The organism is Streptomyces sp. TLI_146, assembly GCF_002846415.1.
In the GTDB taxonomy this organism is placed as follows: domain Bacteria; phylum Actinomycetota; class Actinomycetes; order Streptomycetales; family Streptomycetaceae; genus Streptomyces.
This window is the reverse complement of the sequence record NZ_PJMX01000001.1, coordinates 244,433-267,730: the sequence shown is the minus strand read 5'-3', so window position 1 is coordinate 267,730 and position 23,298 is coordinate 244,433. Positions and strand designations below refer to the sequence as shown.

Annotated in this window: 18 protein-coding genes and 2 pseudogenes; 16 read left to right on the top strand and 4 right to left on the bottom strand. The window is 69.7% G+C overall.

Annotation, left to right across the window (positions count from 1 at the left end; translation table 11 throughout):
* Positions 1-77 precede the first annotated feature (77 nt).
* The 3 genes from BX283_RS39905 to BX283_RS01200 all read left to right on the top strand — a co-directional run bounded on the left by BX283_RS39905 (position 78) and on the right by BX283_RS01200 (position 2,264).
* A complete protein-coding gene (locus tag BX283_RS39905) occupies positions 78-302 on the top strand; it encodes a hypothetical protein (RefSeq protein ID WP_143676328.1) in 225 nt (74 codons plus the stop codon).
* A gap of 231 nt (positions 303-533) precedes the next feature.
* A complete protein-coding gene (locus BX283_RS01205) occupies positions 534-1,757 on the top strand; it encodes an acyl-CoA dehydrogenase family protein (RefSeq protein ID WP_101385828.1) in 1,224 nt (407 codons plus the stop codon).
* A gap of 48 nt (positions 1,758-1,805) precedes the next feature.
* Positions 1,806-2,264, top strand: coding sequence for an Rrf2 family transcriptional regulator (locus BX283_RS01200; protein ID WP_101385827.1), 459 nt, complete (start codon positions 1,806-1,808; stop codon positions 2,262-2,264).
* A 107-nt stretch (positions 2,265-2,371) separates the two neighbouring features.
* On the opposite strand, the gene BX283_RS01195 is transcribed toward BX283_RS01200, so the two are convergent.
* The gene (locus BX283_RS01195) at positions 2,372-3,490 is read right to left on the bottom strand and encodes an aliphatic sulfonate ABC transporter substrate-binding protein (protein ID WP_101385826.1); all 1,119 of its coding nucleotides are present in this window, start codon (positions 3,488-3,490) and stop codon (positions 2,372-2,374) included.
* A 501-nt stretch (positions 3,491-3,991) separates the two neighbouring features.
* Here BX283_RS01195 and BX283_RS40325 point away from each other — a divergent pair.
* The 4 genes from BX283_RS40325 to BX283_RS01180 all read left to right on the top strand — a co-directional run bounded on the left by BX283_RS40325 (position 3,992) and on the right by BX283_RS01180 (position 7,952).
* Complete coding sequence (locus tag BX283_RS40325; protein ID WP_180356993.1) at positions 3,992-4,147, top strand: hypothetical protein; 156 nt, start codon at positions 3,992-3,994, stop codon at positions 4,145-4,147.
* Positions 4,148-4,237: 90 nt separating this feature from the next.
* The gene (locus tag BX283_RS01190) at positions 4,238-5,113 is read left to right on the top strand and encodes a glutathione S-transferase C-terminal domain-containing protein (RefSeq protein ID WP_101385825.1); all 876 of its coding nucleotides are present in this window, start codon (positions 4,238-4,240) and stop codon (positions 5,111-5,113) included.
* Between the two features lie 314 nt (positions 5,114-5,427).
* Positions 5,428-6,204: a DUF4239 domain-containing protein gene (locus tag BX283_RS01185; RefSeq protein WP_101385824.1), complete on the top strand. Its 777-nt coding sequence runs from the start codon at positions 5,428-5,430 to the stop codon at positions 6,202-6,204.
* Between the two features lie 818 nt (positions 6,205-7,022).
* The gene (locus BX283_RS01180; protein ID WP_180356992.1) at positions 7,023-7,952 is read left to right on the top strand and encodes a helix-turn-helix transcriptional regulator; all 930 of its coding nucleotides are present in this window, start codon (positions 7,023-7,025) and stop codon (positions 7,950-7,952) included.
* Positions 7,953-8,327: 375 nt separating this feature from the next.
* On the opposite strand, the pseudogene BX283_RS01175 reads toward BX283_RS01180, so the two are convergent.
* Together BX283_RS01175 and BX283_RS01170 are read right to left on the bottom strand one after the other, a co-directional pair.
* Positions 8,328-8,588 (bottom strand): annotated as a pseudogene (locus BX283_RS01175) (hypothetical protein); the annotation flags it as partial.
* 195 nt (positions 8,589-8,783) lie between these two features.
* Positions 8,784-9,371 (bottom strand): helix-turn-helix domain-containing protein, encoded by a 588-nt coding sequence (locus BX283_RS01170; protein WP_101385821.1) that lies wholly within the window; start codon positions 9,369-9,371, stop codon positions 8,784-8,786.
* 147 nt (positions 9,372-9,518) lie between these two features.
* On the opposite strand from BX283_RS01170, the gene BX283_RS01165 reads away from it, so the two are divergent.
* From BX283_RS01165 to BX283_RS42345, 3 genes and pseudogenes are all read left to right on the top strand, one after another.
* On the top strand, positions 9,519-10,637 hold the full coding sequence (locus BX283_RS01165) for an arylsulfotransferase family protein (protein WP_101385820.1): 1,119 nt from the start codon (positions 9,519-9,521) through the stop codon (positions 10,635-10,637).
* Positions 10,634-11,986: a uracil-xanthine permease family protein gene (locus BX283_RS01160; protein WP_101385819.1), complete on the top strand. Its 1,353-nt coding sequence runs from the start codon at positions 10,634-10,636 to the stop codon at positions 11,984-11,986. The genes BX283_RS01165 and BX283_RS01160 overlap by 4 nt, the downstream gene beginning before the upstream one ends.
* A gap of 33 nt (positions 11,987-12,019) precedes the next feature.
* Positions 12,020-12,189 (top strand): annotated as a pseudogene (locus BX283_RS42345) (helix-turn-helix transcriptional regulator); the annotation flags it as partial.
* 58 nt (positions 12,190-12,247) lie between these two features.
* Here the strand turns inward: BX283_RS42345 and BX283_RS01150 are convergent.
* Positions 12,248-12,472 (bottom strand): hypothetical protein, encoded by a 225-nt coding sequence (locus tag BX283_RS01150; protein ID WP_143676327.1) that lies wholly within the window; start codon positions 12,470-12,472, stop codon positions 12,248-12,250.
* Between the two features lie 10 nt (positions 12,473-12,482).
* Here BX283_RS01150 and BX283_RS01145 point away from each other — a divergent pair, with 10 nt between their 5' ends.
* From BX283_RS01145 to BX283_RS01120, 6 genes are all read left to right on the top strand, one after another.
* On the top strand, positions 12,483-13,352 hold the full coding sequence (locus BX283_RS01145) for a hypothetical protein (protein ID WP_101392069.1): 870 nt from the start codon (positions 12,483-12,485) through the stop codon (positions 13,350-13,352).
* A 1,056-nt stretch (positions 13,353-14,408) separates the two neighbouring features.
* Positions 14,409-17,006, top strand: a complete 2,598-nt coding sequence (locus tag BX283_RS01140; protein ID WP_257581660.1) for an aldehyde dehydrogenase family protein — start codon at positions 14,409-14,411, stop codon at positions 17,004-17,006.
* A gap of 5 nt (positions 17,007-17,011) precedes the next feature.
* Positions 17,012-18,700, top strand: coding sequence for a thiamine pyrophosphate-binding protein (locus BX283_RS01135; protein WP_101385816.1), 1,689 nt, complete (start codon positions 17,012-17,014; stop codon positions 18,698-18,700).
* A 53-nt stretch (positions 18,701-18,753) separates the two neighbouring features.
* A complete protein-coding gene (fabF, locus tag BX283_RS01130; protein WP_101385815.1) occupies positions 18,754-19,974 on the top strand; it encodes a beta-ketoacyl-ACP synthase II in 1,221 nt (406 codons plus the stop codon).
* Positions 19,975-19,985: 11 nt separating this feature from the next.
* Complete coding sequence (locus tag BX283_RS01125; RefSeq protein ID WP_218976492.1) at positions 19,986-21,962, top strand: condensation domain-containing protein; 1,977 nt, start codon at positions 19,986-19,988, stop codon at positions 21,960-21,962.
* Positions 21,959-23,206: an aminotransferase class I/II-fold pyridoxal phosphate-dependent enzyme gene (locus tag BX283_RS01120; protein ID WP_101385813.1), complete on the top strand. Its 1,248-nt coding sequence runs from the start codon at positions 21,959-21,961 to the stop codon at positions 23,204-23,206. The genes BX283_RS01125 and BX283_RS01120 overlap by 4 nt, the downstream gene beginning before the upstream one ends.
* Positions 23,207-23,298 lie beyond the last annotated feature (92 nt).

Here is a 23,298-nt window from a genome sequence, read left to right as displayed (position 1 = left end):
TGATGCTCGTTGTGGTGATCCAGTCGCATCAGCCTCATCCACCAGCGCTTCCTGGAGCAACCGGCACAGCCAACGTCGTGATCGCGGTGCAAGCCGTACGGGCCACAGCATCGGGATCGGCCCCGGCGGCGGTGTCGGCTGCTCCCTGCCTGCGGGCGACGACCATCGCGTACACGCTGAAGGCCTCGACGTCGGCGGTCGCCTGGCGCATCGTGGCCTCCGCCGGGCTCTACGTCAAGACAGGCGGGCGGGCGCTCGGCCCCCGCGCCTGCCGTTGCCAACTCGCCATCCAAGTGGGGTGATTAGGCCAGAGCGCGCGATCATCCCTAGTTTTCCTATCGAATTACTAGGAAAAGGTTGACGGTGGTCGAAGAGGAGAGTGAGGATGATGAAGCCGACGCGTCACCGCGCACCGCTGCACCCCCATGCCGCCTCGCCGCGCATCGCGTTGTCCTCGGTCCTCTGGAGGAAGACGTCATGACCCCAGCACTGAGCTGTAGCGAGCGCCGCGGTCGCCTGAAACGGGTGCGGACATGACGGTGACGGTGGACGAAGCGACCGACGCGCACGCCGGGCAGGCCGACTGGCTGCACATAGCCCGTGAGGTGGCGGACGATCTGGCCGCCGACGCGGTCGAGCGCGAACAGGCCGGCAAGGCGCCGCTCGACGAGGTCGCCCAACTGCGCGAGTCGGGACTGCTGACCCTGCTGGCACCGGCCGAGTACGGGGGAGGGGGCGCGGACTGGCGCACGGCCTACGCGGCGGTGAGGACCGTCGCAGCGGCCGACGGGGCCATCGGTCACCTGCTGGGCAGCCACTACTTCCTGTCCTCCAGTGCCCGGTTCTTCGCCGGCCCCACCCAGGCGGCCCGCATCGAGCGGGAGTCGACGGCGAGGCAGTGGTGCTGGGGCGGCGGTATCGCCTCGCACGAACCGCCCCTCATCCTGACCCCCGCGGCGGACGGCTATCTGCTGGACGGCTACCAGAAGTTCGCCGCGGGAGTGGGGATCGCCGACAGGCTGGTGCTCCGAGCCACCAGGTACGGCACCGGTGAGCCGTTGGCCGTCCTCGTCGATCCCACCGGCCCCGGTGTCGTGAGCGGTGCCAGTGGCGACACCTTCGGTCAGCGTCTGGCAGCCGGTGGGGCCGTGGAGTGCGACGCCGTGCCGGTCTCGGCGAACGACGTGCTCGGTTCCCTCTCGCCGGACGAGGGAGTCCTGTCCCCCTTCGCCTCGCTGGCCGTGCCGACCGTGCGTCTGGTCTCCACCCAGTACTGTCTCGGTGTCGCCGAGGGACTGCTGGCCGAGGTCCACGAACACGGAAAGGCCGTGCGCTCCCCCTGGCAGCCCTTCTCGCCCCAACCCTGGACGGGCGGCCTCCCGCAGGATCCGTACCAGCTGACCGTGTACGGCGAGCTCGCCGTCGCCGCACGTGCGGCCTCCGCCCTCGCCGACCAGGCGGTGGACGCCTTGGTGCGCGGCCTGGCGCGGGGCAATGACCTCGACGACGAGGAAGGCGCGGAGATCGCTGTGCTGGCGAGCGTGGCGGAGGCCGCCGCCTCCCGGGCCGCACAGGATGTCACCACCCGCGCCCTGGACGTGATCGGCGTGGACGCCGCCTCCGTGTGGTACGGCTTCGACCGCTTCTGGCGCGACGCCCGGACACACACCCTGCGTGAGCCGGTCGCCCACCGGCTGCGCGAGATCGGGGACTACTTCCTCAACGGCGTGCACCCGCCCTTCACCCTCCCCGCCTGATGGCCCGGCCGGCGATGGGCGGGCACGGCAATGATGGATAATCGCGGCATGCGGATCTCGGCGCGGGCGGATTATGCGGTGCGGGCGGCACTGGAGCTGGCCGCGGCAGGGGACGAGGTCTCACTCAAGGCCGAAGCGATCGCCGCGGCACAGGGCATCCCGCACAAATTCCTGGAGGGCATCCTCGGCGACCTGCGCAGGGGCGGTCTCGTGGTCAGCCAGCGCGGCGGCAAGGGCGGCTACCGGCTCGCCCGCCCGGCGGAGGCGATCGCCATCGCCGATGTCATCCGCCTGGCGGACGGCCCCCTGGTGTCGGTGCGGGGAGTGCGCCCGCCCGAGCTCTCCTACTGCGGTCCTGCGGAGTCGCTGCTCCCGCTGTGGATCGCCGTACGCGCCAACGTACGCAAGATCCTTGGCGAGGTCACTCTGGCCCAGGTGGCCGCGGCCAAGCTGCCCGACGAGGTGTTGAGCCTCGCGGAGGACCCCGAGGCCTGGACGAATCCCTGAGCGACCTGCGGTGGTTGCGGGGCCGCCCGCGAACGTGCCGCCATGGCTGCCTCGGCGTGCGTGGCAGCCATGGTCGTCACCTCCTGGGAACTGGTGCGGATTCGGGGTTACTTGACGCCGAAGCCGGCGTCGGCGACCGAGGGCTTGCCCAGGGCCTTGAGGACCTTGTTGAGCGGGGCCAGGTCGTAGATGCCGTCCAGGTCGGGCTTCTTCAGCAGACCGGCCTTGACGGCGTGGTCGGCCTCGATGCCGAGGGTGGCGGCCAGCGGGTCGTCGGTGGTCTTGATCGACTGCCAGGCCGGGTCCAGGACGTTGGCGGGCAGCGCCTTGCCGCTGAGCGTCTTCAGCGCGGTGTTAGCGGAGGCCTTGGCCTTGTCCGGGTTGGCCTTGATCCAGTCGTTGGTCTTCACCGAGCCGCGCAGCACCGCCTCGACGACGTCGGGGTGCGCCTTGAGGAACTTCTGCGACACGATGATGTTCGTGATCACGAACTCCTTGTCGGCCCACAGGTCGGCCTCGTCCAGGAGCACCTTCGCGCCCTGCGCGACCAGCTTGGACGCGGTCGGCTCCGGCACCCAGGCGCCGTCGACGGAGCCGGACTTGTAGGCGTCCGGGGTGATCTTGTTGTCCGTGCGGACCACGGAGACGTCGCCCTTGCCGCTCTGGGCGTCGGTCTTCCAGCCCTTCTCCGCGATCCAGTTGAGGAAGGCCACGTCCTGGGTGTTGCCGAGCTGCGGGGTGGCGATCTTCTTGCCCTTGACCTCGTCCAGGGACTTGATCTTGTCCGGGTTGACCACCAGCTTCACGCCGCCCGAGGCGGAGCCGCCGATGATGCGCAGGTTCTGGCCCTTGGACTTGGTGTAGCCGTTGATCGACGGGGACGGGCCGATCCAGCCGATGTCGATCGATCCGGCGTTCAGCGCCTCGATCTCCGAGGGGCCCGCGTTGAAGGTGGAGGTCTTCACCTGGGTGCCGCCCAGTTCCTTCTGGAACAGGCCCTCCTGGACGCCGACCAGCGCGGTGGCGTGGGTGAGGTTCGGGAAGTAGCCGATCTTCACGGTGTCCGCCGACAGCTTCTTGGCGTCGGAGGCGGCCCCGGCGTTCTGGCTGTCGTCGGACTTCTTCTCGGAGCCGTAGCTGCACGCGGCGAGGGCGCCGACGAGCAGGGGGAGGGTCGCGGCGGCGGCGAAAGTGCGCAGGGTGGTGCGTGGTCTTGCGGCAGACACGGAGGTGTCCTCTCCAGGGAAAAGGGGCGATCAAGAAGGTGGGGAACCGAGGCTGTGGTCTCAGACCGGTCGACAGATGGAGCTGGACGAACGTCCGAAGTCGATATGACGACGCGAAGTCAGCACGGGCAGAACCCGCTCTGCGCAGCTGATCGCTCCCACAGCCACCCTCTGATCCCTAGTTTTCCTATCTGGGCGCTAGGGATCGTGGCAGAAGGCGGCACGCACCCCAAGAGGGTGTCCGTATGTTGGATATAGGCATCTCATAATTTGATATAGAGGGTGAATTGCTCCTTTCTGTCCGTCATTTGCCAGGAGATTGGAATCGCTCACGCCGACCCCAGGCCCACACGTCCGCCCTGCGCGGCCTGACCCGACGGGCATGCCCGGCGGCATTCTCAAGTGGTGAGACGTTCTGGTGCCAGGGGGTGCAGCCTTGACGGGGCCCGCCTATGGCCGGACACTCCGATACGGGAAAACCTAGTGAAGTGGTAGGGAAAGATGGACTGCTCTGTGCTGGACCTCGGCCGCCGAGCTGTCCGCCCCGCCGTCCGGCCGCTGCCCCCGCTGACGTCCCGCCGCCACATCGACCTTCTGCGCGTGTGCAGCGCGGCGAGTTCCTCGCTCGGTGACGGCTCCACGCCCGTCCGCGCCTGACCCTCACGCCCGTACCGCCTCTCGGCCGTGCCGAAGCCGCCGCGAGCGGTCATCCCCGTATGCCTGTGACCGAGCACCCCAGGGAGAAGCATGTCCGCCATATCCCCGACCGCCGTGCCGTCCTTCCGGAGCAGGATCGGCCGCGACGCGCGCAGCGGCTACTACGCCGCGCCGCAGCGCTTCCGGCTCCACCTCTCGCTGTCCTGTCCGTCCTGCCTGGAGATCGCCGTTACGCACACCCTGCTCGGCCTCGACGGCACCCTCCCGGTGACGCTGCTGCCTTCCCTGCCGGACGCCCCGGACGGCGGCTACCTGGCGCTGCGTCCGCTGTACGAAGCCAGTTCACACCTGTACCCGGGACTGGCGGCGGCGCCGGTCCTGAGCGACAACTGGACCGGAACGATCGTCAGTACCCATACGCCCGACATCCTGCGGGACCTGACCTGGCGGTTCGGAGGACACGGCCCCGATCTCCACCCCCGCGGTGCCGAGAAGGCCATCGACAGCGTCGGCCGACTCTGCGAGCAGGGCATTGCCGCGTCCGCTCAGAGCGCCGGGCAGTTCGACGGCGACCCGGCGGCACGCGCCACCGGGCTGGCCGCCCTGCTGCGTGCGCTGGACGCGCTGGAGCGGCGGCTCGCCTCGCGGGAGCATGTGCTGGGCGGTGAACCCACCCTGGCGGACGTGAAGGTGTGGGTGACACTGGTGCAGCTGGACACCGTGCACCGCCACCACTTGGACGCGGCGGCGGTGCACCGCATTACGGAGCACCCCCGCGTGTGGGCGTACGCCCGGCGGCTGGCGGCGCACCCCGCCTTCGGTTCGCACCTCGACCTGGACGGCATCGCCCGCAGGCACCACGCTCACTGCCGCGGCGCGGAGGCCGCCGGCGCGGCGGTGCAGATCGTGGACTGGATGGCGTACGTACCACGCGAACAGCCGGCGTCCGCGCGACAGCCCAGCTGACCGCGGCGGGATCCGGTTCCTGCCGGCCCGCACCGAACTCGCGCATGACCTCTCCGAACCGCGGCATCATCCGGCGACACGAATTGGGCGAGGGCGGCCATGTCCGGCGGCGGCCCGTCCAGCGTCCGTGCGGTCGGCGGTCTCCCACGTACCCGTAAAGATCCGCCACGAGGCAGTGAGCTGTCTGCTCCCCCGCGCCGTCGGAACGCTCCGGTCCGCCGGGCGCCGTCCCGCTCGCGTCCGTGGCAGGGGGGATCGTTTCCTCAGATGGGTGGGGCCGGTCGCTACCAGGCTGGCGGAGAAGGGGAGTTGCCATGCCTGTGCTCGGGTTCGCGCTGCTGGTCGGTGCTGCTGCGGCAGCGACCGCAGCGGTCTTCGTGGTGACCCGGATAATCCCTGCCGACTCCCGTAGACGGCACAACGACGTCCTGGGATTCGTGTACGCCGAGATCGGCGTCATCTACGCCGTCGTGCTAGCCATGGTCGTCGTGGGCGTCTGGGAAACGCACTCGCGCGAGCACGCCAATACCTACACCGAAACCAACGCCCTTCTGCAGATCTCCTGGTACGCCCGGTCCCTGCCGCAGCCCGATCGCACCACGCTGGTCCATCTCACCGAGTCCTACACCTCCACCGTCATCCATCAGGAATGGCCCCTGCTCGGCCAGGGCAAGGACAGTGCCACCGCATGGGCGCTCTTCACGGATCTGCGTGACTTCATCAACGTCCGTCAGCCGGAGACGGGCGCCGACCAGACCCGCTACCAGTCCGCCCTGGACGCCGTCGGCCAGCTCGGGGACGCGCGGCGCGAGCGCGTGAACGAGGCCGCCACGGCCGGGGTCCCGGCCCTGCTGTGGGCCGCGCTGCTGGTGGGAGCGGTGATGACGGTGGGGTTCGTCTACCTCTTCGAGGTCGGCAGCCTCCGTATCCACGCCGGCGCGGTCTGCGCGCTGGCCCTCACCGTCGGTGTCATGCTGTTGATCGTCTATCAGTTCAACCACCCCTTCGACGGCGAACTGAAGATCCAGCCCACCGCCTTCGAACTCGCCATGCATCGCATGGAGGCCCTTGCCGCGCGGGGCTCTGGATAGCCGTCACTTCACCTTCCCGTCCGCGTTGCCTGGCGCTCGTCCGGCTGGGTGAGGACAGCGGTATCGACCGACCGCCGACACCAGGTGACACCACCCTCCCCAAGGGACGCCGCGCAGTCCCGGTCACCTACCGCATGTTGCGCGCCATACCGGGAGCGGGGGCGGCGGAACATCTCCGTCCTGGTCTAGCGTCGGGGCAGCACAACGCGCGAGGGGGCCCGACCCACATGCTCGGGCCCGCTTTCCGGTGAGGAGGACCCCCAATGGTGCGTGCACTCAGGCCGGTGCAGGCGGTGGCGGCAGCGGTGATCTTGAGTGGAATCGTCCTGGGTGCGACGCCGGCACATGCCGTCAGTCCCGGCCCGATTCCGCCCTTGTCTGCGACGTGGACCCTTGATGGTCCGGGCCCGATACCGCCCTTCGTCCCGGCGACGGCTCACGACGTTCCTGGCCCGCTCCCGCTGTCCGTTCCGCAGAGCCTCGACGGCCCCAGCCCGTGGCCGCCTTTCGCGGCGGTGTCGGGAAGCTGACCCCAGTCCGCGTCCCGTGCCGTTCCGCGCAAGGGGCCAGGGCGTGAGCCGAGGCTTTGAGGGCCACGCCCCGTGCCCGGAGACGGCATCCGCGCCAGCGGGTGTGGGCTGCGGCATCTGCCGAGCGGCGTCCGACGCGGTGCGAAGAGCGGGTGGGGGGGTATGGACCAGGCTGCGCGCACCTTGGAGGCGTCGGGGCAAGGGCCCTTCGTCCAAGACGAGTTGGCAGAGTACGTGTCGCATGCTCTGTATCCCTGCGTGGCGCATGACGGACTGCGGTTGTCCGGTATGAATCCGGCGACGGGTGCGGTCTCTTTCGGATTCCTGCACGGCTTCAGCCCCGAGCTCGTCAAGGCGCAACTGTACGAGTCCTATCTGGGGGCCGACCCTTTCAGCCCCGTCGATGTCACCCGGCTGGCCTCCCCGGTGGGGCTGCTCGGCGGTACCGGGCGGCTGGCGTCGGGCCGGGACACAGCCGGCCACCGGCGTGCCCGCGGAACACTGGCCGCTCATGGCGCGGGCTCGGAGCTGCGGTTGCTGCTGCGGGACGCGCGCGGGCCGTGGGGCCTGCTTGCCCTGCTGCGCGACGAGGGCGGCAGACCGTTCGACAGGCAGGACGCCGAGCGTCTCGCACGGCTCTCGCCATCGCTGATCAGCCTCTTGCGCACGTACGCCACCGAAGGGGAGCCGCACCCCACGCGGCCGTATCTGCCGCCCGGAGTGGTCATCGTCGGCCCGGACGGCGACGTACGGTCCATCACCGCGGAAGGGCGGGCGTGGCTGGAGGAGATCGACCCCGCGCGCGGGCTGGCGCCGTCGTGGATGCCCGCGGTGTCGATGCGGGAAATCGTGTACGCGGCGCGGCGGCATCGGATCGATCCCGCCGCCCCGAGTCCACTGGCATGCAGCCCGACCACCTTCCTCGGCAGACGGATCGCCGTGCACGCCCAGCCCCTCGACGCGGACGGCATCGGGGATGTGGCCCTGGTCTTCCAAGAGGCGACCGGTGAGCTCGTACTGGGGACGTTCGCGGCATGGCACGGCCTTACTGCCCGCGAGCGGCAGATCGTCCAACACCTGCACCGTGGCGAACCGCCCAAGCGGATCGCTCGTGCCCTGGATGTCTCGGTGCACACCGTCAACTCGCATGTGCGGGCGGTCTTCCGCAAGGCCGGAGTGAGCGGCCGCGACGAGTTGCTCGCCGCGCTGGGATCCTGAGCCGGACAGCGCGCCGTACGTTCGCCTTCGTGGTCCTCGTCGCTCGGTTGCGCCGGGCCGGCATGCACTGGCCGGGTGGCAGGTCGGTGATCCGGGTGTGGGAACCCGGGACCCCGAGGCGCGGCGCTGTCCGGTGCGGCCGTGCGGGCGAGCCAAGCGACGACCTGCCGCACGGTTGGCGCCTCGGATATGTGGGGGTAGGGACGTCAGTGGATCGCAGGGGCGAGCCAGCGCCTCACGCCGGGCCAAGGTCTGTGTCGCCGTCAACGGCTGTGCGCGGATTTCGCAGGCCACGTTGGCGCGTGAACCTGCACGAAGAGGCCCATTCCCACCTGGGATGGGCCTCTTCGTCTGCGCCGCTCAGCTCACCGGTGGTCAGGGAGCGGCGGGCCGTTTTTCGACCCGTGGCTTGGCATACCCCCCGCCGCCAGTGGTGTTGTGCCCACACGACGTGGCCGCCGGGAAGCCGGTGCCCAGGGCTGTGCCCAGCGCCGGGAAGAACTCTTCCCCGTCCTCGAACTGCTGCGTGGTGGTCCAGGTGTACGACTCACAGCCGCGCAGTGCGCGCAGCATCATGCGGGTGCCGTAGCCCTGGCGCTGCCACTCGTCGTCCACCCGGATCTTCATGATGTGGCCGCGACTTTCGGGGCACGTCTCCCACCTCGTCTATGGAGGCCCCGGGCGGGACTCCATCAGGATTTCCGGGTATGCCGGCTCGTTCGACGGGGGCGAGGGCCGGGACCTCGTGGAGGTCACGCCCCTGGTACGGGCCGCTCCACGCACAGCATGGTGCCCGCAAGAGGGCGGCGGCCCGGACCGGGGCGGGTGGGGTCAGTGGTCCGCGATGTCGTCCGAGACGGAGACCAGGAGGACTCGGGTGTCGGGGCTCGTCGCGCGCCAGCGGTGCCGCACTCCGCCGGTGAGGTAGAGGGTGTCCCCGCGGTCGAGCCGGTAGGTGCGGCCCTCGGCCTCGACCTCGGCACTGCCGTCCGCGACGTACATCAACTCGTCGTTGTGGTGCAGGAATTCGCGGTCCGCGCGCTGGGCCCCGGTGAATTCGAGGGCGTGCATCTGGTGCCTGCCGCGCACGAGAGGGCGAACCCCGGCGTCGCCTTCGAGCCCCGCGTCGTCCTTGGCCCGTACGACATGGACGGCGCGCTCCTCGGTGCGGGCGGCGGCCAGGAGTTCCACAGCGGTGGTGCGCAGGCCGTCCGCGATGTGTTGCAGGGAGCGCATGCTCGGCCGGGCGCGTTCGTTCTCGATCTGGCTGAGGAACGGCACCGACAGGCCGCTGCGTTCCGCGACCGCAGCCAGGGTCAGGTCGAGCGCCCGGCGTCGGCGGCGTACGGCATTGCCGAGCCCGGGATGCGGCCCGTCGGGCTTCCTCGGTGTCCCCGACCCCTCCCGTGTGTCCTTCACCCTTGTGTGCCCCCATGATCGCGGTTCGTCTTCGGGCCACCTTACGCACGGGCCCCGGATGTTTCGTACGCCCGTCACATTGCTGACACACAGCCTCTCTACCTTCAAACATATTCGATCGCATCAAAGAAAGTTTGAGGAACGGCTGTGCCCACTGTCGACCAGAACCAGCGCCGCCGACGCGGCACCGGTCTCATCGCCCTCGACCCCGAAGCGGCCTTCGCGGGCTACACCCTCTACGCCCCGCTCACCGGCGGCGGGGCAGTGCACCTGGTGAACCTGCGCGGCGAGGACGTCCACACCTGGAACCTCCCGTACCGCCCCGGCCGCCACGCGCGGATCCTGCCCGGCGGAGACCTCGCCTACAACGGGGTGCTGCCAGGCCAGGAAGCACTGTTCCCGATGTGGCACAAGTACCGGGGCGGCGTCCTCGGCGTGTACGGGCCCGACGGGACGGTGCTGCGCGAGCACCGCGACCCGCTCCAGCACCACGATGCGCACCACCTGGCCGACGGGGGCATTCTCTACACCGCACTTGAGCCCCTGACCGGGGCGGCGGCGGACGGCGTCCTCGGAGGTGTGGCGGGTTCCGAGGCGAACGGGGTCGTCTGGGCGGACACGATCAAGCAGGTCGACGCCCACGGGCACGAGGTCTGGTCCTGGCGGGCGTCCGAACACCTCGACCGCGCGTCGTACGCCCTGCATGCCGACTACGCGAGGGAACACTGGCCGCTGATCAACTCCGTCGCCCCGCTGCGGGACGGGAACATCCTGGCGAGCCTGCGCAGCGTCTCGGCTGTCGTCGTCATCAGCCGCGAAACCGGTGAGATCCTGTGGCGCACCGAGCCGGGCACCGTCTCCCAACAGCACCACCCCACCGAGCTGGAGAACGGCAACCTGCTCGTCTTCGACAACGGCGTCTTCCGCCCGGGGCACGACGTGCCGTACTCGCGGGTGATCGAGATCGACCGTGCGGGGAAGGTCGTGTGGGAGTACCACGACCCCGCCAAGGAGTCCTTCTTCGCCGCGTTCATGGGGGCGGCGCAGCGCCTGCCGAACGGCAACACACTGGTGACCGACTCCCCGGCAGGGCGCCTGTTCGAGGTCACGGCCGGGGGGGAGCTGGTGTGGGAGTACATCGTTCCGCACTTCGGCGGCTACGCGGAGTCCGAGGTCCGCAGCCTCTTCCCCGCCGAGCCGAACGCCGTCTTCCGGGCCTACCGTTACGCGGCCGAAGAGCTGCCCTGGCTGAAGGTCCGAGGGTGACAGCGACCGCCACGACCACGCCGCCGGACGGGCGGGTCCCCGTACAGCGGCTGGCACTCCTGGCGCTCCAGCACGTCCTGGCGATGGTCGCCGCCCCGATATCCACGGTCTTCCTGACCGCGGGCGCCCTGCGGCTGTCCTCCGCGGACACCGCGTCGTTGCTCAGCGCCGTCCTCGTACTGTCCGGGGCGGGATCGCTGCTCCAGTCCCTCGGCGTCTGGAAGTTCGGGGCTCGCCTGCCGTTCGTCATGCTCCCGGGCGGCGCCGCCACCGCGCTGTTCGTCGAGATCGCCAAGGACCACGGCCCGGCCACCGCCAGCGGCTCGGTCCTCCTCGCCGCCGGGCTGCTGCTTGCGGTGACACCGCTGTACGCACGGATAGTGCGTCTCTTCCCGCCGCTGGTCATGGGCGTCACCGTGCTGCTGATCGGTGTGTCCATGGTGCGCGTCGCCGCGCAGCTCATCTCCGGGCCGACCGGGAACGCGGCGCCCAAAGCCGTCGCCCTGGCGGCCCTGACGGTGGCGGTCACCTTGACCGCGTACTTCGTCCTGCGCGGTGTCTGGCGGCAGAGCGCGGTCCTCATCGGCATGGCCGCCGGAACGGCCGTCGCAGTGGTGACGGGGCTCGGGACCTTCAGCCCGGCCCAGGGCAGCGGCTTCGCCTTCCCCGACCTCTTCCCCTACGGAACACCACGGTTCGACATCGTGGCGGCCCTGCCCCTGCTCGTCTTCAGCCTCACCACCCTCGCCGAGATCACCGGCCAGACTGTGCTCAACAGCGAGACCGTGGGCCGCGAGGCCGACGCGGGGCGGGACGTCCCCGACGTCGCCCGTGCCGACGCGCTGACGTCGATCCTCGCCGCGGCATGGGGTACGTCCCTGATGGTGACCAGCTCCGAGAACATCGGCATCAGCCGGATGACCGGTGTGCGCAGCCGTTCCGTCACAGCTGCGGCGGGCGGCCTCCTCATCGCCATGGGCCTGCTCTCCCCGCTCTCGCGAACGGTCGCCGGTCTTCCCCCGGCGGTGGTGGGAGGCTCCGCGCTGGTCGTCTACGCGGTCATCGTCGTCACGGGCGTCCAGATGCTCGCGCGGTCGGACCTCGCGCAGCGGGGACAGTCGATGACCGCCGCCCTCGCCCTGGCCGTCGGACTGCTCCCGATCGTCACCCCGAACCTCTACAGCGGTTTCCCGTCCTGGAGCCGTACGGTGCTCGGCTCCGGAGTCGTCGCGGGAACCCTCGCGGCCGTCCTGCTCCACGCCCTCTTCACCACAGCCGACCGACCGCGCGGCCAGACAGCCGAGGCAGCGCCCCGGCCGACCCGAGCCGATCGAACCCCCAGCGGGTGAGCGCGGCCGTCCGCTCGCCAACGGAGGCCGAGGGTGCTGCGGCTCCTGGCGCGCGGCTTCACCGACGAGGCCGTGGCCAAGCGCCCCGCAGTCTCCCTGCGCACCGCCCGCCGCACCACGGCCGACCTCATGGAACGCCTGCCGCGAGCCGATTCGCGGCAGGCGTCCGCGCGGTCCAGCGGGGCCGGCTCCCGGCCAGCTGACCAGTGTCCATACTTCGCCGGGCTAGTGTGATGCGCCGGAAATCTGAGGCGTAAGTGGCTAGGTGGTTTTGGTGCCGGGCGGGGTGACTTTCGCGAGGTAGTCCGCGAGCGAGGTGAGGATCTCGTCGGCGGTCTTCGTCCAGGCGAAGGGCCGTGGGTTCTCGTTCCAGATGGCGGTCCAGGGCAGGGGGTGGTGTCGCTTTGCACCGTGCGCGAGCAGAGAGGGCGTCGCGCGCATACAGGACGCGGCCGGTCCTGCTGGGTTGTCAGTGGGTGTTGGCATGATCATCATCATGAATCGCACACGTACTACCCCGCCACGGCCGGTTGATATCGGCGCGGTCTTTCCCGCGCTGGCCCCGCTGGCCCGCCCGGCGGTCCGGCTGCACCCGCGTCCCGGCTCTCCCACGGTGCACGACAGCTCGATCGGCGGGCCCTTGCTGTGGCCCGCACAGCAACCGTGGATGTACTGCCGCATCGGGCATGAATGGAGTAACCCCATGGTGCCCGTGGCCCAGCTGTACGCGCGGGACATACCCCTGCTGCGGCCGCCCGGGCGGAGCGACCTGCTGCAGGTCCTGTGGTGCCCCTCGGAGCACGATCCCGACTCAAGTATTCCGGTCGAGGTCTCCTGGCGGACCGCCGCGGATGTCACCGACGCGCTGGCCGCGCCGCCCGAGCCGTTCGAAGCGGACGAGTACCTTTACATACCCAAGCCTTGCGTACTCGCGCCGGAACAGATCACCGAGTACCCCCATTACGGGGAACTCCCCGAGGAGCTGAGAGAGCAGACCAAGGACCCAGCGCTCTGGCAGGCAGCGGGCGTCGTGGTCGACGAGGCCAACCCACAGCAGCTTTATGACGACGCGCTGTCCCACGCCCCCGGCTGGAAGATCGGTGGCTGGTCCCGCTGGGGACTGACCGACCCCGTACCGCGGTTCTGTGTGGCCTGCGGGACCGCGATGGTGCCTCTGCTGACCATCGCCTCGTCCGAATGGGAGCGCAACACCACGAGTTGGATCCCGTACGAGGACCAGCCCGCAGGCGCGCCCGACGACATCTGGTTCAATCCGCCTGGGATCACGGTGCTGGACGCCAACCGCCTGCAGTTGTACGCCTGCCCGGCGAACGGAGGCCACCCGCACACCAGCCTGGTCCAGTGAGGGGCTGCCACTTCTTCCTCCGCGCTGAATGATCACCGCAACGCGGCGATGGGTCTCCAGGCGCATCGGTCAGCTGGGCCGCCGGGCGGTTGACCGCGCACCACGGGCCCCGACACCTGGCGAGCCCGTACGGCGCAATGGTTTCCGGGCCGAGTCCGGCGAGACGGATCGGCCTGTTGCCATGGAGGTGAGACCAGTAGTCGTTCGCGCTGGCGGCCACCACGACGGTCCGTTCGCTGGGTGACCCGTGCGTTCACTGAGCGGCTCTGTCGGGAACCCCCGGGGTTCCCTCGGCAGGGGTGTGGTCGCTGGGCACGCTTGGAGTTCTGCTCTTCGCTGTTCTCTTTACGGTGCTCGATGTCCGTACGTTCCTGCTCAGCCTGTCCGACCGTGTTCGGATGCCTGGTGGGAGTACTGGTCGTCTGCCTAGGGGAAAGCAAGCCCGCACGACCTGTCGGGTGACGGCTCGCTCGCCCTCGGACAGGACCTGATCACCCGCTCGTCGGCGCCGCGGCGGGGCAGCAGTGAGTCCAGGCCAGCTCGGCCCCCGTTGTCCGCAGAGCGGACCGACACCCGCACGAGGCAGGAGTCTCCGGTCGGTTCCGGCCCTCGACCAGCGCGGACGCAGCGAGCCACTGCGTGGCCTCCGGTGCATCCGGAGGCCGGGTCCGCTTATTCTCACCAGATAACGCACACACCGTCAATAAGTCTGAACTCAAAGGGTGTCGGCTCGAAATCATCGGCGGCCAACTAGTCCATCTCGACACCAGTTTGCGGGCGTGAGACAGTCGTGCTAGATGCATCTTCTTGAGTAGGAGTGGAAACTATCGCGGGTTGAGTAGGTTTTTCCGCGTGCGCGGCAGGAAGCTGAAGGTACCCGCTGACATCAAGGAGGTCTATTTGCGACGCCCTTCGTCCCCGTATCGTGGCCGATCGCAGTCACGCTGAAGAGCGCCGCCCAGGGCAGATCCGCGAAGCACCGTCAAGGAGTACTAGTTGCCCGTTTTAAGGCGCTTGATCTCGCCTGGGGGGCGTATCTGGGAGACAGGCGAGATCGTGGACCGCGTATTTGCTGCAGCCGAACTTCTCGCCCATCGCGGCATCGAACCCGGTTCGCGGGTGATGATGAGCGGGGCCAATTCGCGGGAATGGGTTGTGGATTTACTCGCGCTTATTCATCTCGACGCTTCGGTGGTCCTGGCCGATCATCGCGCCACCCCGTCACAGCGATCGCAGATCCGCGCGCAGGCGCGCGTGGTGCTCGAAATCCGCGACAGCACCGGCAACACCGTGACACCGCGACCCCACTTAAACACGTCGGCCGTGCCCGATGTCGCAACCTGGGCACAGCGCCTGGACGCCGCCATCTCGTGGTCGTCGGGTACGACGGGAAACCCCAAGGGCATTGTCCGCTCCGGCCGCTCGATCCTGGACAACCTCGCACTGAGCGCGGAACGCATGGGGTACCGGCCCGACGACGTCTTCCTGCCCGTTCTGCCGTTCTCCCACCAGTATGGTCTGTCGCTGGTCCTCTGCTGGTGGTTGAGCGGCGGCACGTTGATGGTGTACGGGCCAACCACGCGCCTGGACCGCGCACTTGAGGTCGGCGTGGCCCACGGCCTCTCCGTCGTGGACGGGGCCCCATCGTCGTACTACAGCCTGCTCAACCTGCTCGAACGCCGCCCCGCTCTCGTGAACGCGCTGACGACGGTACGGGCCTGGTGCGTGGGCGGCGCGCCGCTGGGGCGCAACCTGGCGGCCCGGTTCCACGCCCGCACGGGACGGCATCTGCTGGACGGCTACGGGGCGACCGAGGTGGGAAACATCGCGCTGGCGGCCCCGTCCGATCCGGTCGGGTGCGGTACACCGCTGCCCGGTGTGGTCGTCGAAGTGCACGACGAGCACGGCAGGCTGCTTCCCGCCGGCCGGCTCGGCGAAATCGTGGTGCGCAGTGACGGCCTGATGACCGGCTATCTGGGCGATGACGGTGAGATCGTTCCGGTTCCGGGACCCGTGCACCGCACCGGCGACATCGGGCTCCTCGACGACGCCGGCCGTGTCTTCCCGATCGGACGCAAGCACGCCGTGCACCGCGACGGCCACACCCTCTACCCCGACCACCTCGCCGAGCGGGCCGAGTCGGCCGGCGCGCAGACGGAGGTCGTCGCTGTCCCCGACGAACGTCTGGGCTCTCGTCTGGTGTTCGTGATCGCGGACCCGGACGGTCACGAGCCCGCGCACTGGCAACGGATGCTGCGCCCGGTGCTCGCCCGCTACGAGCAGCCCGACCACATCGTCGTGCTCCCCGCGTTGCCCCTCACGAGCACGGGAAAGCCCGACCTGGCCGTTCTGGAGAAGATCGCGATGACCTCGCTGCCCGCTCTACATCACACGACCACCGACGCCACCGCGTCCGGCCCGGCCGTCGGCCCGACCGGCTACCGCATCCCCTTCACGGACCGTGTCGACGCGCTGCGCGCGGTGCGCCGGTACGTCGCCGACAACGAAGACGCGGTGATGAGCATCCTCACCGAGATCTCGCCCCACCGAACCGCCCGGGCGGAGATTCGCTCGTTCCTCGCCACCCTTGATGGAGCGGAGGAGGAGATCTGCCGGGTCCGGCCCAGCCGCGTGCCGTGTGCCGCGGTGTTCATGCCCTCCAACATCCCGTTCTATTCGTACGCGCTTTACCTGCTAGTGGCGTCCCTCTACAGCGACCGCATCACCTTTCGGCCGTCCTCTGAGATCAGGAGTCAGATGCAGCGCTTGCACGCCCTGCTGGCGCCGGTTCACGGCTTACCCATCGAGTTGTTCGAGCTCAGCCAGCGCAAGTTCGTGACGGGACCCGCACGTGAGGCGGACCTCATCGTCTTCACCGGCAGTTACTCCAATGCGGAGATCATCCGCGAAGGGCTGGCAGAAGACCAGCTCTTCCTCTTCTTCGGCCGTGGCATCAACCCTTTCGTGATTGCACCCGATGCCGATCTGACGCGCGCCGTGCATGACGTCACGAACATCCGGCTCTTCAACTCGGGCCAGGACTGTTTCGGCCCCGACGTCGTGTTCGTGCCCCAGGGTCGCACCGAGGAATTCGTCGACCTGTTGTCCACCGAACTCAACTCACTGCGTTTCGGCCGGAACAGCGACCCTGCTGTCGACTACGGTCCGATCTACTATGGCTCGGCGCTGGTGAGCTGCTCGGACTACCTGGCGCGCCATGTGAGTCGTATCCGGCACGGCGGGCGCATCGATCTGCTGTCCCGCAGGATCGAGCCGACCGTGCTGCTGTGGGACTTCGACGACAAGATGCCGCTGGACGAGATGTTCGCCCCGGTCTTCAACATCGTGGCCTACCCCAGTGCGAGGCGGTTGCGGGAACGGCTGTCGAGCCCGTACTTCAGCGAACGCGCTCTCGGGGCGATGGTCTACGGCAACGATCCGGAGACGGTGCGGGTGCTGGCCAAGCGTCATCAGACCTGTGTCAACCACACACTGCTCGACGCCGACGACGGCAACCGCCCGTTCGGCGGATTCGGGATGAGGGCGAACTACCTCGCCTACGGCGGCGAACGGCACGCCGAACCACTGCTCATGTCGCAGGCCGTGGCACAGAACCTGCCGATGACCGCCCCGGTCACGGTGGACGGGAAGTGACACAGGTGGGCAAGCGGTACGCCGGCGCGTGGTCCGCGATCGTCGACCTGCTGGTGGCGAACGGCGTCGACACCTGCTTCGGACTGCCCGGGGACGACCTGGAGTTGCTGCGCGCCCTCGACCGCGCCGGAGTGGCCCTCATACCGTGCCGTGACCAGCGCAACGCGATGTACATGGCGACCGGCTACGCGCTCCAGTCGGGCCGGCTCGCCGTCTGCGCCCTGGGCAAAGGACCGGCTGTCACGCACGCGGCCACCGGGCTTCTTGAGGCACGAGAGTCCGGTGCACCGGTCCTCGTGCTCGCCGCAGGCGTGCCCGAACGGCGCCGGGGCAGCGGCGGGTTTCAGGAACTCGACCAGGTCGCCGTGACAACGCCCCTCGTGCGATGGGCCCACCGGGTGGGACATCCGGACCGGGTCGTCCCCTCGACGGTGACGGCGCTGACCCGAGCATTCGGGCCGCCACCGGGACCCGTGTACCTGGAGGTGCCCGATGACGTCCGCACGGCGGAGATCGTTTTCTCCGGACCCCAGCCAACGCTGCCCGAACCACTGGTCCTTGAGCCCGGTCCCGTGACGCCGGGACCGGCGCTGGCGGCGATCCGCGCGAGTCGGCGTCCGGTGGTGCTGGTGGGCGGCGGAATGCGGCACCGCAACGACGGCGGTGTGGTCGAGTGCTTCGCTGAACGCCTCGGCGCGGCGCTCTTCACCACCGCGTCCGGCCGCGGTGCCGTCGACGAGTACCACCGGCTGTTCTGCGGTGTGGCTGGCCTCTACGCCACGGCCCCCGCCCGTGAGCTGTGGTCATCGTGTGACCTGGTGGTGTCGCTCGCCGGGCGGCTCGAGGAGACGGTCGTCGAAGGCGGAACGCCATGGCCTTCGGCCAAGGTGGTGCAGGTCAACGTCGATCCGTGCGGGCTGTCGGCCGAGTTCTCGGGCCCGCGCGTGCTCGGGGACGCCCGGCATGCCGTGCTGGGCTGGTCGCAGGCGCTGGATGAAGACCGCACGGCCGAGCACACAGACGCGGCCGAGGCGTGGACGATCGCGATCGACGTCGCCCGTAAGGTCATGTCGCTTGAGGTGGAAGCGGAATTGGCCCGCGCGGCGACGCTGCCGGGGATCCGCGTTGCTGAGCTGCTCGCCGCGCTCGACGCCACCGCCGGTGAGCCCCGTGTGCTGGTCCAGGAGAACGGACTGCAGGACATGTGGTCCTACTGCTTCCCCTTCCACGCCGGTGGCGGGTCCATCGTGCCGTCGGAGCAGACCCCCTTGGGCTTCGGAGCGGCCGCGGCCATTGGGGTCAAACGAGCCGCCCCGGACCACGAGGTCACCGCGTTCATCGGGGACGGAGCGTTCCTCGCGGCCCGCGCGGATATCGCCGCCGCGGCTCCGGCCCACGGCGGCGTTCTGTATGTGGTGCTGTGCAACGGCGGCTACGGCTGGCTGGACGCCCAACGCGCCCGCCTCGGCCTCGATGGCGAACGCCATCCCTTCATCCGCCCGGGCGCGCCGCCGCCTGCGCTGGACGGGCCGGACCATCACTATCGAGTGCTGCGCGACAAGTCCGTGCTGACCGAGGAGATTCTTGCCGCGCGACGGTTCTGCGCGCAGGGAGGCACGGCCGTGCTCATGGTGCCGGTCGCCCCCGACGACATCTGCCCGCCCCTGCGCGATGCCGAGGCGGTTCCGCAGTGACAGACGCAAGGGAGCCAGGTGACACCAGGGGCAGCCGGGGTCGGCGCAGGGTGATGGTCACCGGGTACGGGGCGGTGACGCCGCTGGGCCACAGCGTCGACGAGACGTGGACGGCGATGCTGGCCGGGCGCAGCGCCATCGCCACTGTCGAGACGGTGGATGTGACCGACCTCGACGTGCGCATCGGCGGCCAGGTCCGCGGCTTCACCCCCGGCCGCTACATGCCCCCGACGGTCAGTCGGCGCGCCGACCCGTACGCGCAGTATGCCCTGGCCGCGGCGCTGGAGGCGTGCGAGCACGCCGGGCTCGTCGTCGATGACCGCCTGGCGCCGCGGGTCGCGGTAGTCATCGGCAGTGGCTACGGCCCGGTGGGGTCGATCTACCGTGCCGCGAACACCCTGCGTGACAAAGGACCACGGGCCATCAGCCCCTTTGCGCAGGTCACGACCGCTATGGACAGCGCTGCCTGCGAGATCAGCATGCGACTGGGTACTCAGGGGCCCAGCCGTGCCCAGAGCACGGCGTGCGCCAGCGGCGCCGACGCGGTGGGCGCGGGGATGCGCATGATCAGCCATGGGGAGGCGGACGTCGTCCTGGTCGGCGGCGCAGACGCGTGTGTCACCGCCGTCGACCTCGCGGGCAGCGGCAACGCCCGCGCGCTGTCCCGACGCAACGACGACCCGACCGCGGCGTGCCGGCCGTTCGACGCGCACCGCGACGGGTTCGTGATGAGTGAGGGAGCCGCCGTGCTGGTGCTGGAGGCCGCAGAGGTGGCCGACAGGCGAGGGGCGACGGCTCTGGCCGAACTCACGGGCTACGGAGCGAGTTCCGACGCTCATCACTGGACCGCCCCGCATCCGCAGGGACGGGGCGCGTGCCTCGCCGTCGAGGCAGCGCTGCGCGACGCGGGGATCACGGGGGAGGACGTGGACTACGTCAACGCGCACGGCACCGGAACGCTCCTGAACGATGCCACCGAAACAGCCGTCCTGCACAAGGCCCTTGGCGACCGGGTCACCCGGATCCCGGTCAGCTCCACCAAGTCCATGACCGGGCACATGATCGGGGCTGCCGGAGCAGTCGAGCTCGTGGCGTCGATCCAGGCCCTGCGCACGGGTGACGTCCCGCCAACCATCAACTGCGACGAGCCGATCGACCCGGACATCAACTTCGTACCGCACCACACGCAGCACCACGAGGGCCTACGGACAGCCCTCAGTAACTCGTTCGGTTTCGGCGGCCACAACGCCGCTCTCGTGGTCCGAGCCGTATGAGGCCCCGGGCCGTGCACCATCTGCCGGAACCGACCCCGCCCCCCGCCTCCGTCACCCGCAGCGGGCCGCTGACATGGATCCAGCAGTGGCACTGGTTCGAGCGCACCATTCCCGCACCACGGCGCGTGAACCCGACACCGCTCGCCGACCACTGCCACGTCCCGCCCACCGCGACCCTGGCCGACGTCCACGCGGCGCTCGCCTCCCTCACCGTCCGCCACGAGGCACTGCGCACGACCATCGACTCGCTCTGGCCGGTCCAACACGTCCACCGCGCGGACTGGGCCCCGCTGCCGGTCGACATCGTCGACATCCCCGCCGTCGATGCCGCCACCCTGGAGGTCGCCACGGCAGCGCTCGCCGCCTGCCCGATAGATCCCGAGCGAACTTCGCCCTGGCGCGCCAGAGTGCTGCTGGAGGCAGGAAGGCCCCGTGCGGTCCTGTTGGCCGCCCACCACGTGCTCATCGACGGCTGGGGGCTGGCAGAACTGATCAACCAACTGCACGCTCAACTGCGCGGCGACCACGCACCGGCGGAGACGTCCACGCACCCGCTCGACACCCTCGCCGGCCAGAACCTGGAACGCGCCCGTGCGGCGGAGCGCGAGTGGCTCATGCGTTTCGAGACCAACCCGACCGGCGTGCTGGCCCCATTCGGCGGGACCGCCGACGGCAACGGGCGCCACCGCCTCCAGCACCGCTCGGTGGCCGCGTACGACGACCTCGACCGCGTCGCCCGGCACTACCGGGCCAGCCCGGAGGCCGTGGTGCTCGCGGCCTTGGCCCACGACGTCGCCACCCGCACCGGCGAACACCGCTTCCTCGCCTCCGTCGTGGTCTCCAACCGGACCCGAGCCGCGCTGCGCAGCAGCATCGGGGTGCGGGCCCTGACAGTTCCGGTACAGATCGATCTCCGGCCGGGCGCGGAGTTCGGCGAGGTGGTCGCCTCCGTCGTCGACGCCTGCGTCGCCGCCTACCGGCACGGTCAGTGGCGGCCCGCAGAGCTGGTCGCCGCCCAGGCCCGCATGGACCGCCGCCGCGGCGTCGTGAGCGTACCGACCATCGAGTACAACTGTTATGCGTGGCCACGCGATTACCTTGTTCCCGTGCCGCACACTCCGCCGGACGGGTCCGCCACCTGGATCAACAGCGCGCCCGACGAGCCCTGCGAGACGCTGTACGTCGACTTCAGCCGCGATGGGGGAGTGGTCACCCTCGATGTCACCGTTGGGGACCACCTCCTCGACGCCGGGCAGGCCGCAGCTCTGCCCGCCCGACTGTGTGGTCTCCTGCGCGCGCTCGCCGACGGTAGCGCGTGCCCGGTCCCGGCACGCGCGCTCGCACCTGCGGCCTCGGGATGGTGGCGCGCCCCGCAGGGATGGGTGTGCCTGGCCAAGGTCGAAGATGTGTTGCGCGGCCACCCCGGAGTGCTCGACGTGACGGTGGCCACCAGCGGGGACACCCCGGGGGAAGGCGACGAGCCACCGCATCTCGTCGCGCACACGCGCACCGCCCCCTACGTCACCGCCGCCGACCTGCACCGCTACGTCCTGGACCACCTCGGGGAAGTGCCCGGTGTCCTGGCTCCCGGCCGCTATGTCCTGATCCCGGCCAGCAGCCTCGAAGCCGGTCGGCCGTCTGATCGGTCCCGCACCGCCAATGCCAGCAGGGGAACCCCGCGGGTCCCGTCGCGCCCGCCCACGACGGGGCCCGAATGGGCCCTCGCCACCGCTGTGGCCGCAGTCGGACCCCGCAGTCCGGCGATCCGCTCGTTCGACGGCCCCAACGCGGTGGACATGAACCGTAGTCTCGCCGACCACGGCGTCACCCTGGTCGCCATCCCCAGTCTCCTGGCACTACTCCACCAGTCCGGCTTCACCGGGATCGCGTCGGACGAAATGATCGGAACGGCCTCGCTCGGCCACCTCGCCGCAGCCCTGGAGCCCATACTGCCCTGCGCCCACCGTGGAGGAGAAACCTCACCATGACCGCGCACCACACTCCCGCGACCTCGGTGGACCGCCTGGCCCCGTGGGCCTTCGCCGCCTTCGTCGAGGCGAACACCCACGAAACCGCCTACCGCCCACCGGTGGTGGACGGCCCCGTCGGGCCGACCATCATCCGCAACGGCCGCCAGTTGGTGAACTTCGCCAGCATCAGCTTCCTCGACCTGGAACGCCACGTCCCGGTACAACGTCACTTCGCCGAGGGGGCGCTCGCGCACGGCCTGAGCACCAGCGGATCCAGGATGACCCAAGGGATTTGCCGCCCGCACCAAGTCCTTGAGGAGACGATCGCCCGCCACACCGGCAAAGAGCGAGCCATCAGCTTCGCCACGGGACTGCTGGCCAACATCGGGTTCGTCCACGCCATGAGCAGTTCCGCGCACTTCGACACGGGGATCGAGGTCCGCAACCATGACACCGTCTTCGTCGTCGACCGTGACGTCCACTGGAGCATCTGGAAGGGCGTCGAAGGACTCGGCTACGGCCGCAACGTCCACGCGTTCCGGCACAACGACGCCGCCGACCTGGCACGCATCCTGGGCCGGATCCGGCCCGGCAAGACCGTGGTGATCGCCGAGAGCATCTACTCGGCCGACGGCACCATGGGACCGATCGTGGAGATCTTCGACGAGTGCGATCGGCACGGCGCCATCAGCATGATCGACGACGCGAACGGCTTCATGGTGTACGGACCCGAGAACCGTCCGTACGCCCGGGAGGCGGCCGCGATCCGGGAGCGGGCCGACTTCGTCATGGTGGCGCTGTCGAAGGCCATCGGTCTGGAAGGCGGCGCGATCGCCGGGCCGGCGGCGGCCATCGACGCCTTCGAACTGCTCTCCGGCACCTCGATGTTCACGGCCGCTATCCAGCCCCCCACCGCCTACGCCGCCACGCGCACGATCGACGCCCTCGCCGCCAATCCGAAGATCGTCGACGACTACTTGGCCCATGCCGCCCGTCTTCGCCGACAGATGCACGAGGCCGGCACGCCGACGACGCCGACCAAGTCGTACATGCTCTCGGTGCCGATCGGGAACGACGCCGCCGCGTTGCAGATGCGGGAGTGGTTCGTCGAGGACGGCTACCTCGTCCCCGTCTTCTCCTACCCGGCCGTCGCACGCAACCAGGCGCTGCTGCGCCTGTTCCCGCACGCGGGCCACACCGAGGAGCAGATGGACGGCTTCCTGCGCACCCTCCTCACCTACCGACGGCGCCTCGGACTCTGACGTCCCCACCGAGGCCCGCCGCGCGAACCGATGATCGACGGGCGCGACCGGTCGCGTCGGCCCACCGGCGCTCCAGGGCGTGCGGTGGCCGA

What these genes read in the sequence shown, in the direction of transcription:
- BX283_RS01180 (WP_180356992.1), top strand. Translation starts at nt 7,023, where the DNA reads ATGAATCCGGCGACGGGTGCGGTCTCTTTCGGATTCCTGCACGGCTTC.
- BX283_RS01120 (WP_101385813.1), top strand. Translation starts at nt 21,959, where the DNA reads ATGACCGCGCACCACACTCCCGCGACCTCGGTGGACCGCCTGGCCCCG.
- fabF (WP_101385815.1), top strand. Translation starts at nt 18,754, where the DNA reads ATGGTCACCGGGTACGGGGCGGTGACGCCGCTGGGCCACAGCGTCGAC.
- BX283_RS01145 (WP_101392069.1), top strand. Translation starts at nt 12,483, where the DNA reads ATGAATCGCACACGTACTACCCCGCCACGGCCGGTTGATATCGGCGCG.
- BX283_RS01150 (WP_143676327.1), bottom strand. Translation starts at nt 12,472, where the DNA reads ATGCCAACACCCACTGACAACCCAGCAGGACCGGCCGCGTCCTGTATG.
- BX283_RS01205 (WP_101385828.1), top strand. Translation starts at nt 534, where the DNA reads ATGACGGTGACGGTGGACGAAGCGACCGACGCGCACGCCGGGCAGGCC.
- BX283_RS01190 (WP_101385825.1), top strand. Translation starts at nt 4,238, where the DNA reads ATGTCCGCCATATCCCCGACCGCCGTGCCGTCCTTCCGGAGCAGGATC.
- BX283_RS40325 (WP_180356993.1), top strand. Translation starts at nt 3,992, where the DNA reads ATGGACTGCTCTGTGCTGGACCTCGGCCGCCGAGCTGTCCGCCCCGCC.
- BX283_RS01200 (WP_101385827.1), top strand. Translation starts at nt 1,806, where the DNA reads ATGCGGATCTCGGCGCGGGCGGATTATGCGGTGCGGGCGGCACTGGAG.
- BX283_RS01185 (WP_101385824.1), top strand. Translation starts at nt 5,428, where the DNA reads ATGCCTGTGCTCGGGTTCGCGCTGCTGGTCGGTGCTGCTGCGGCAGCG.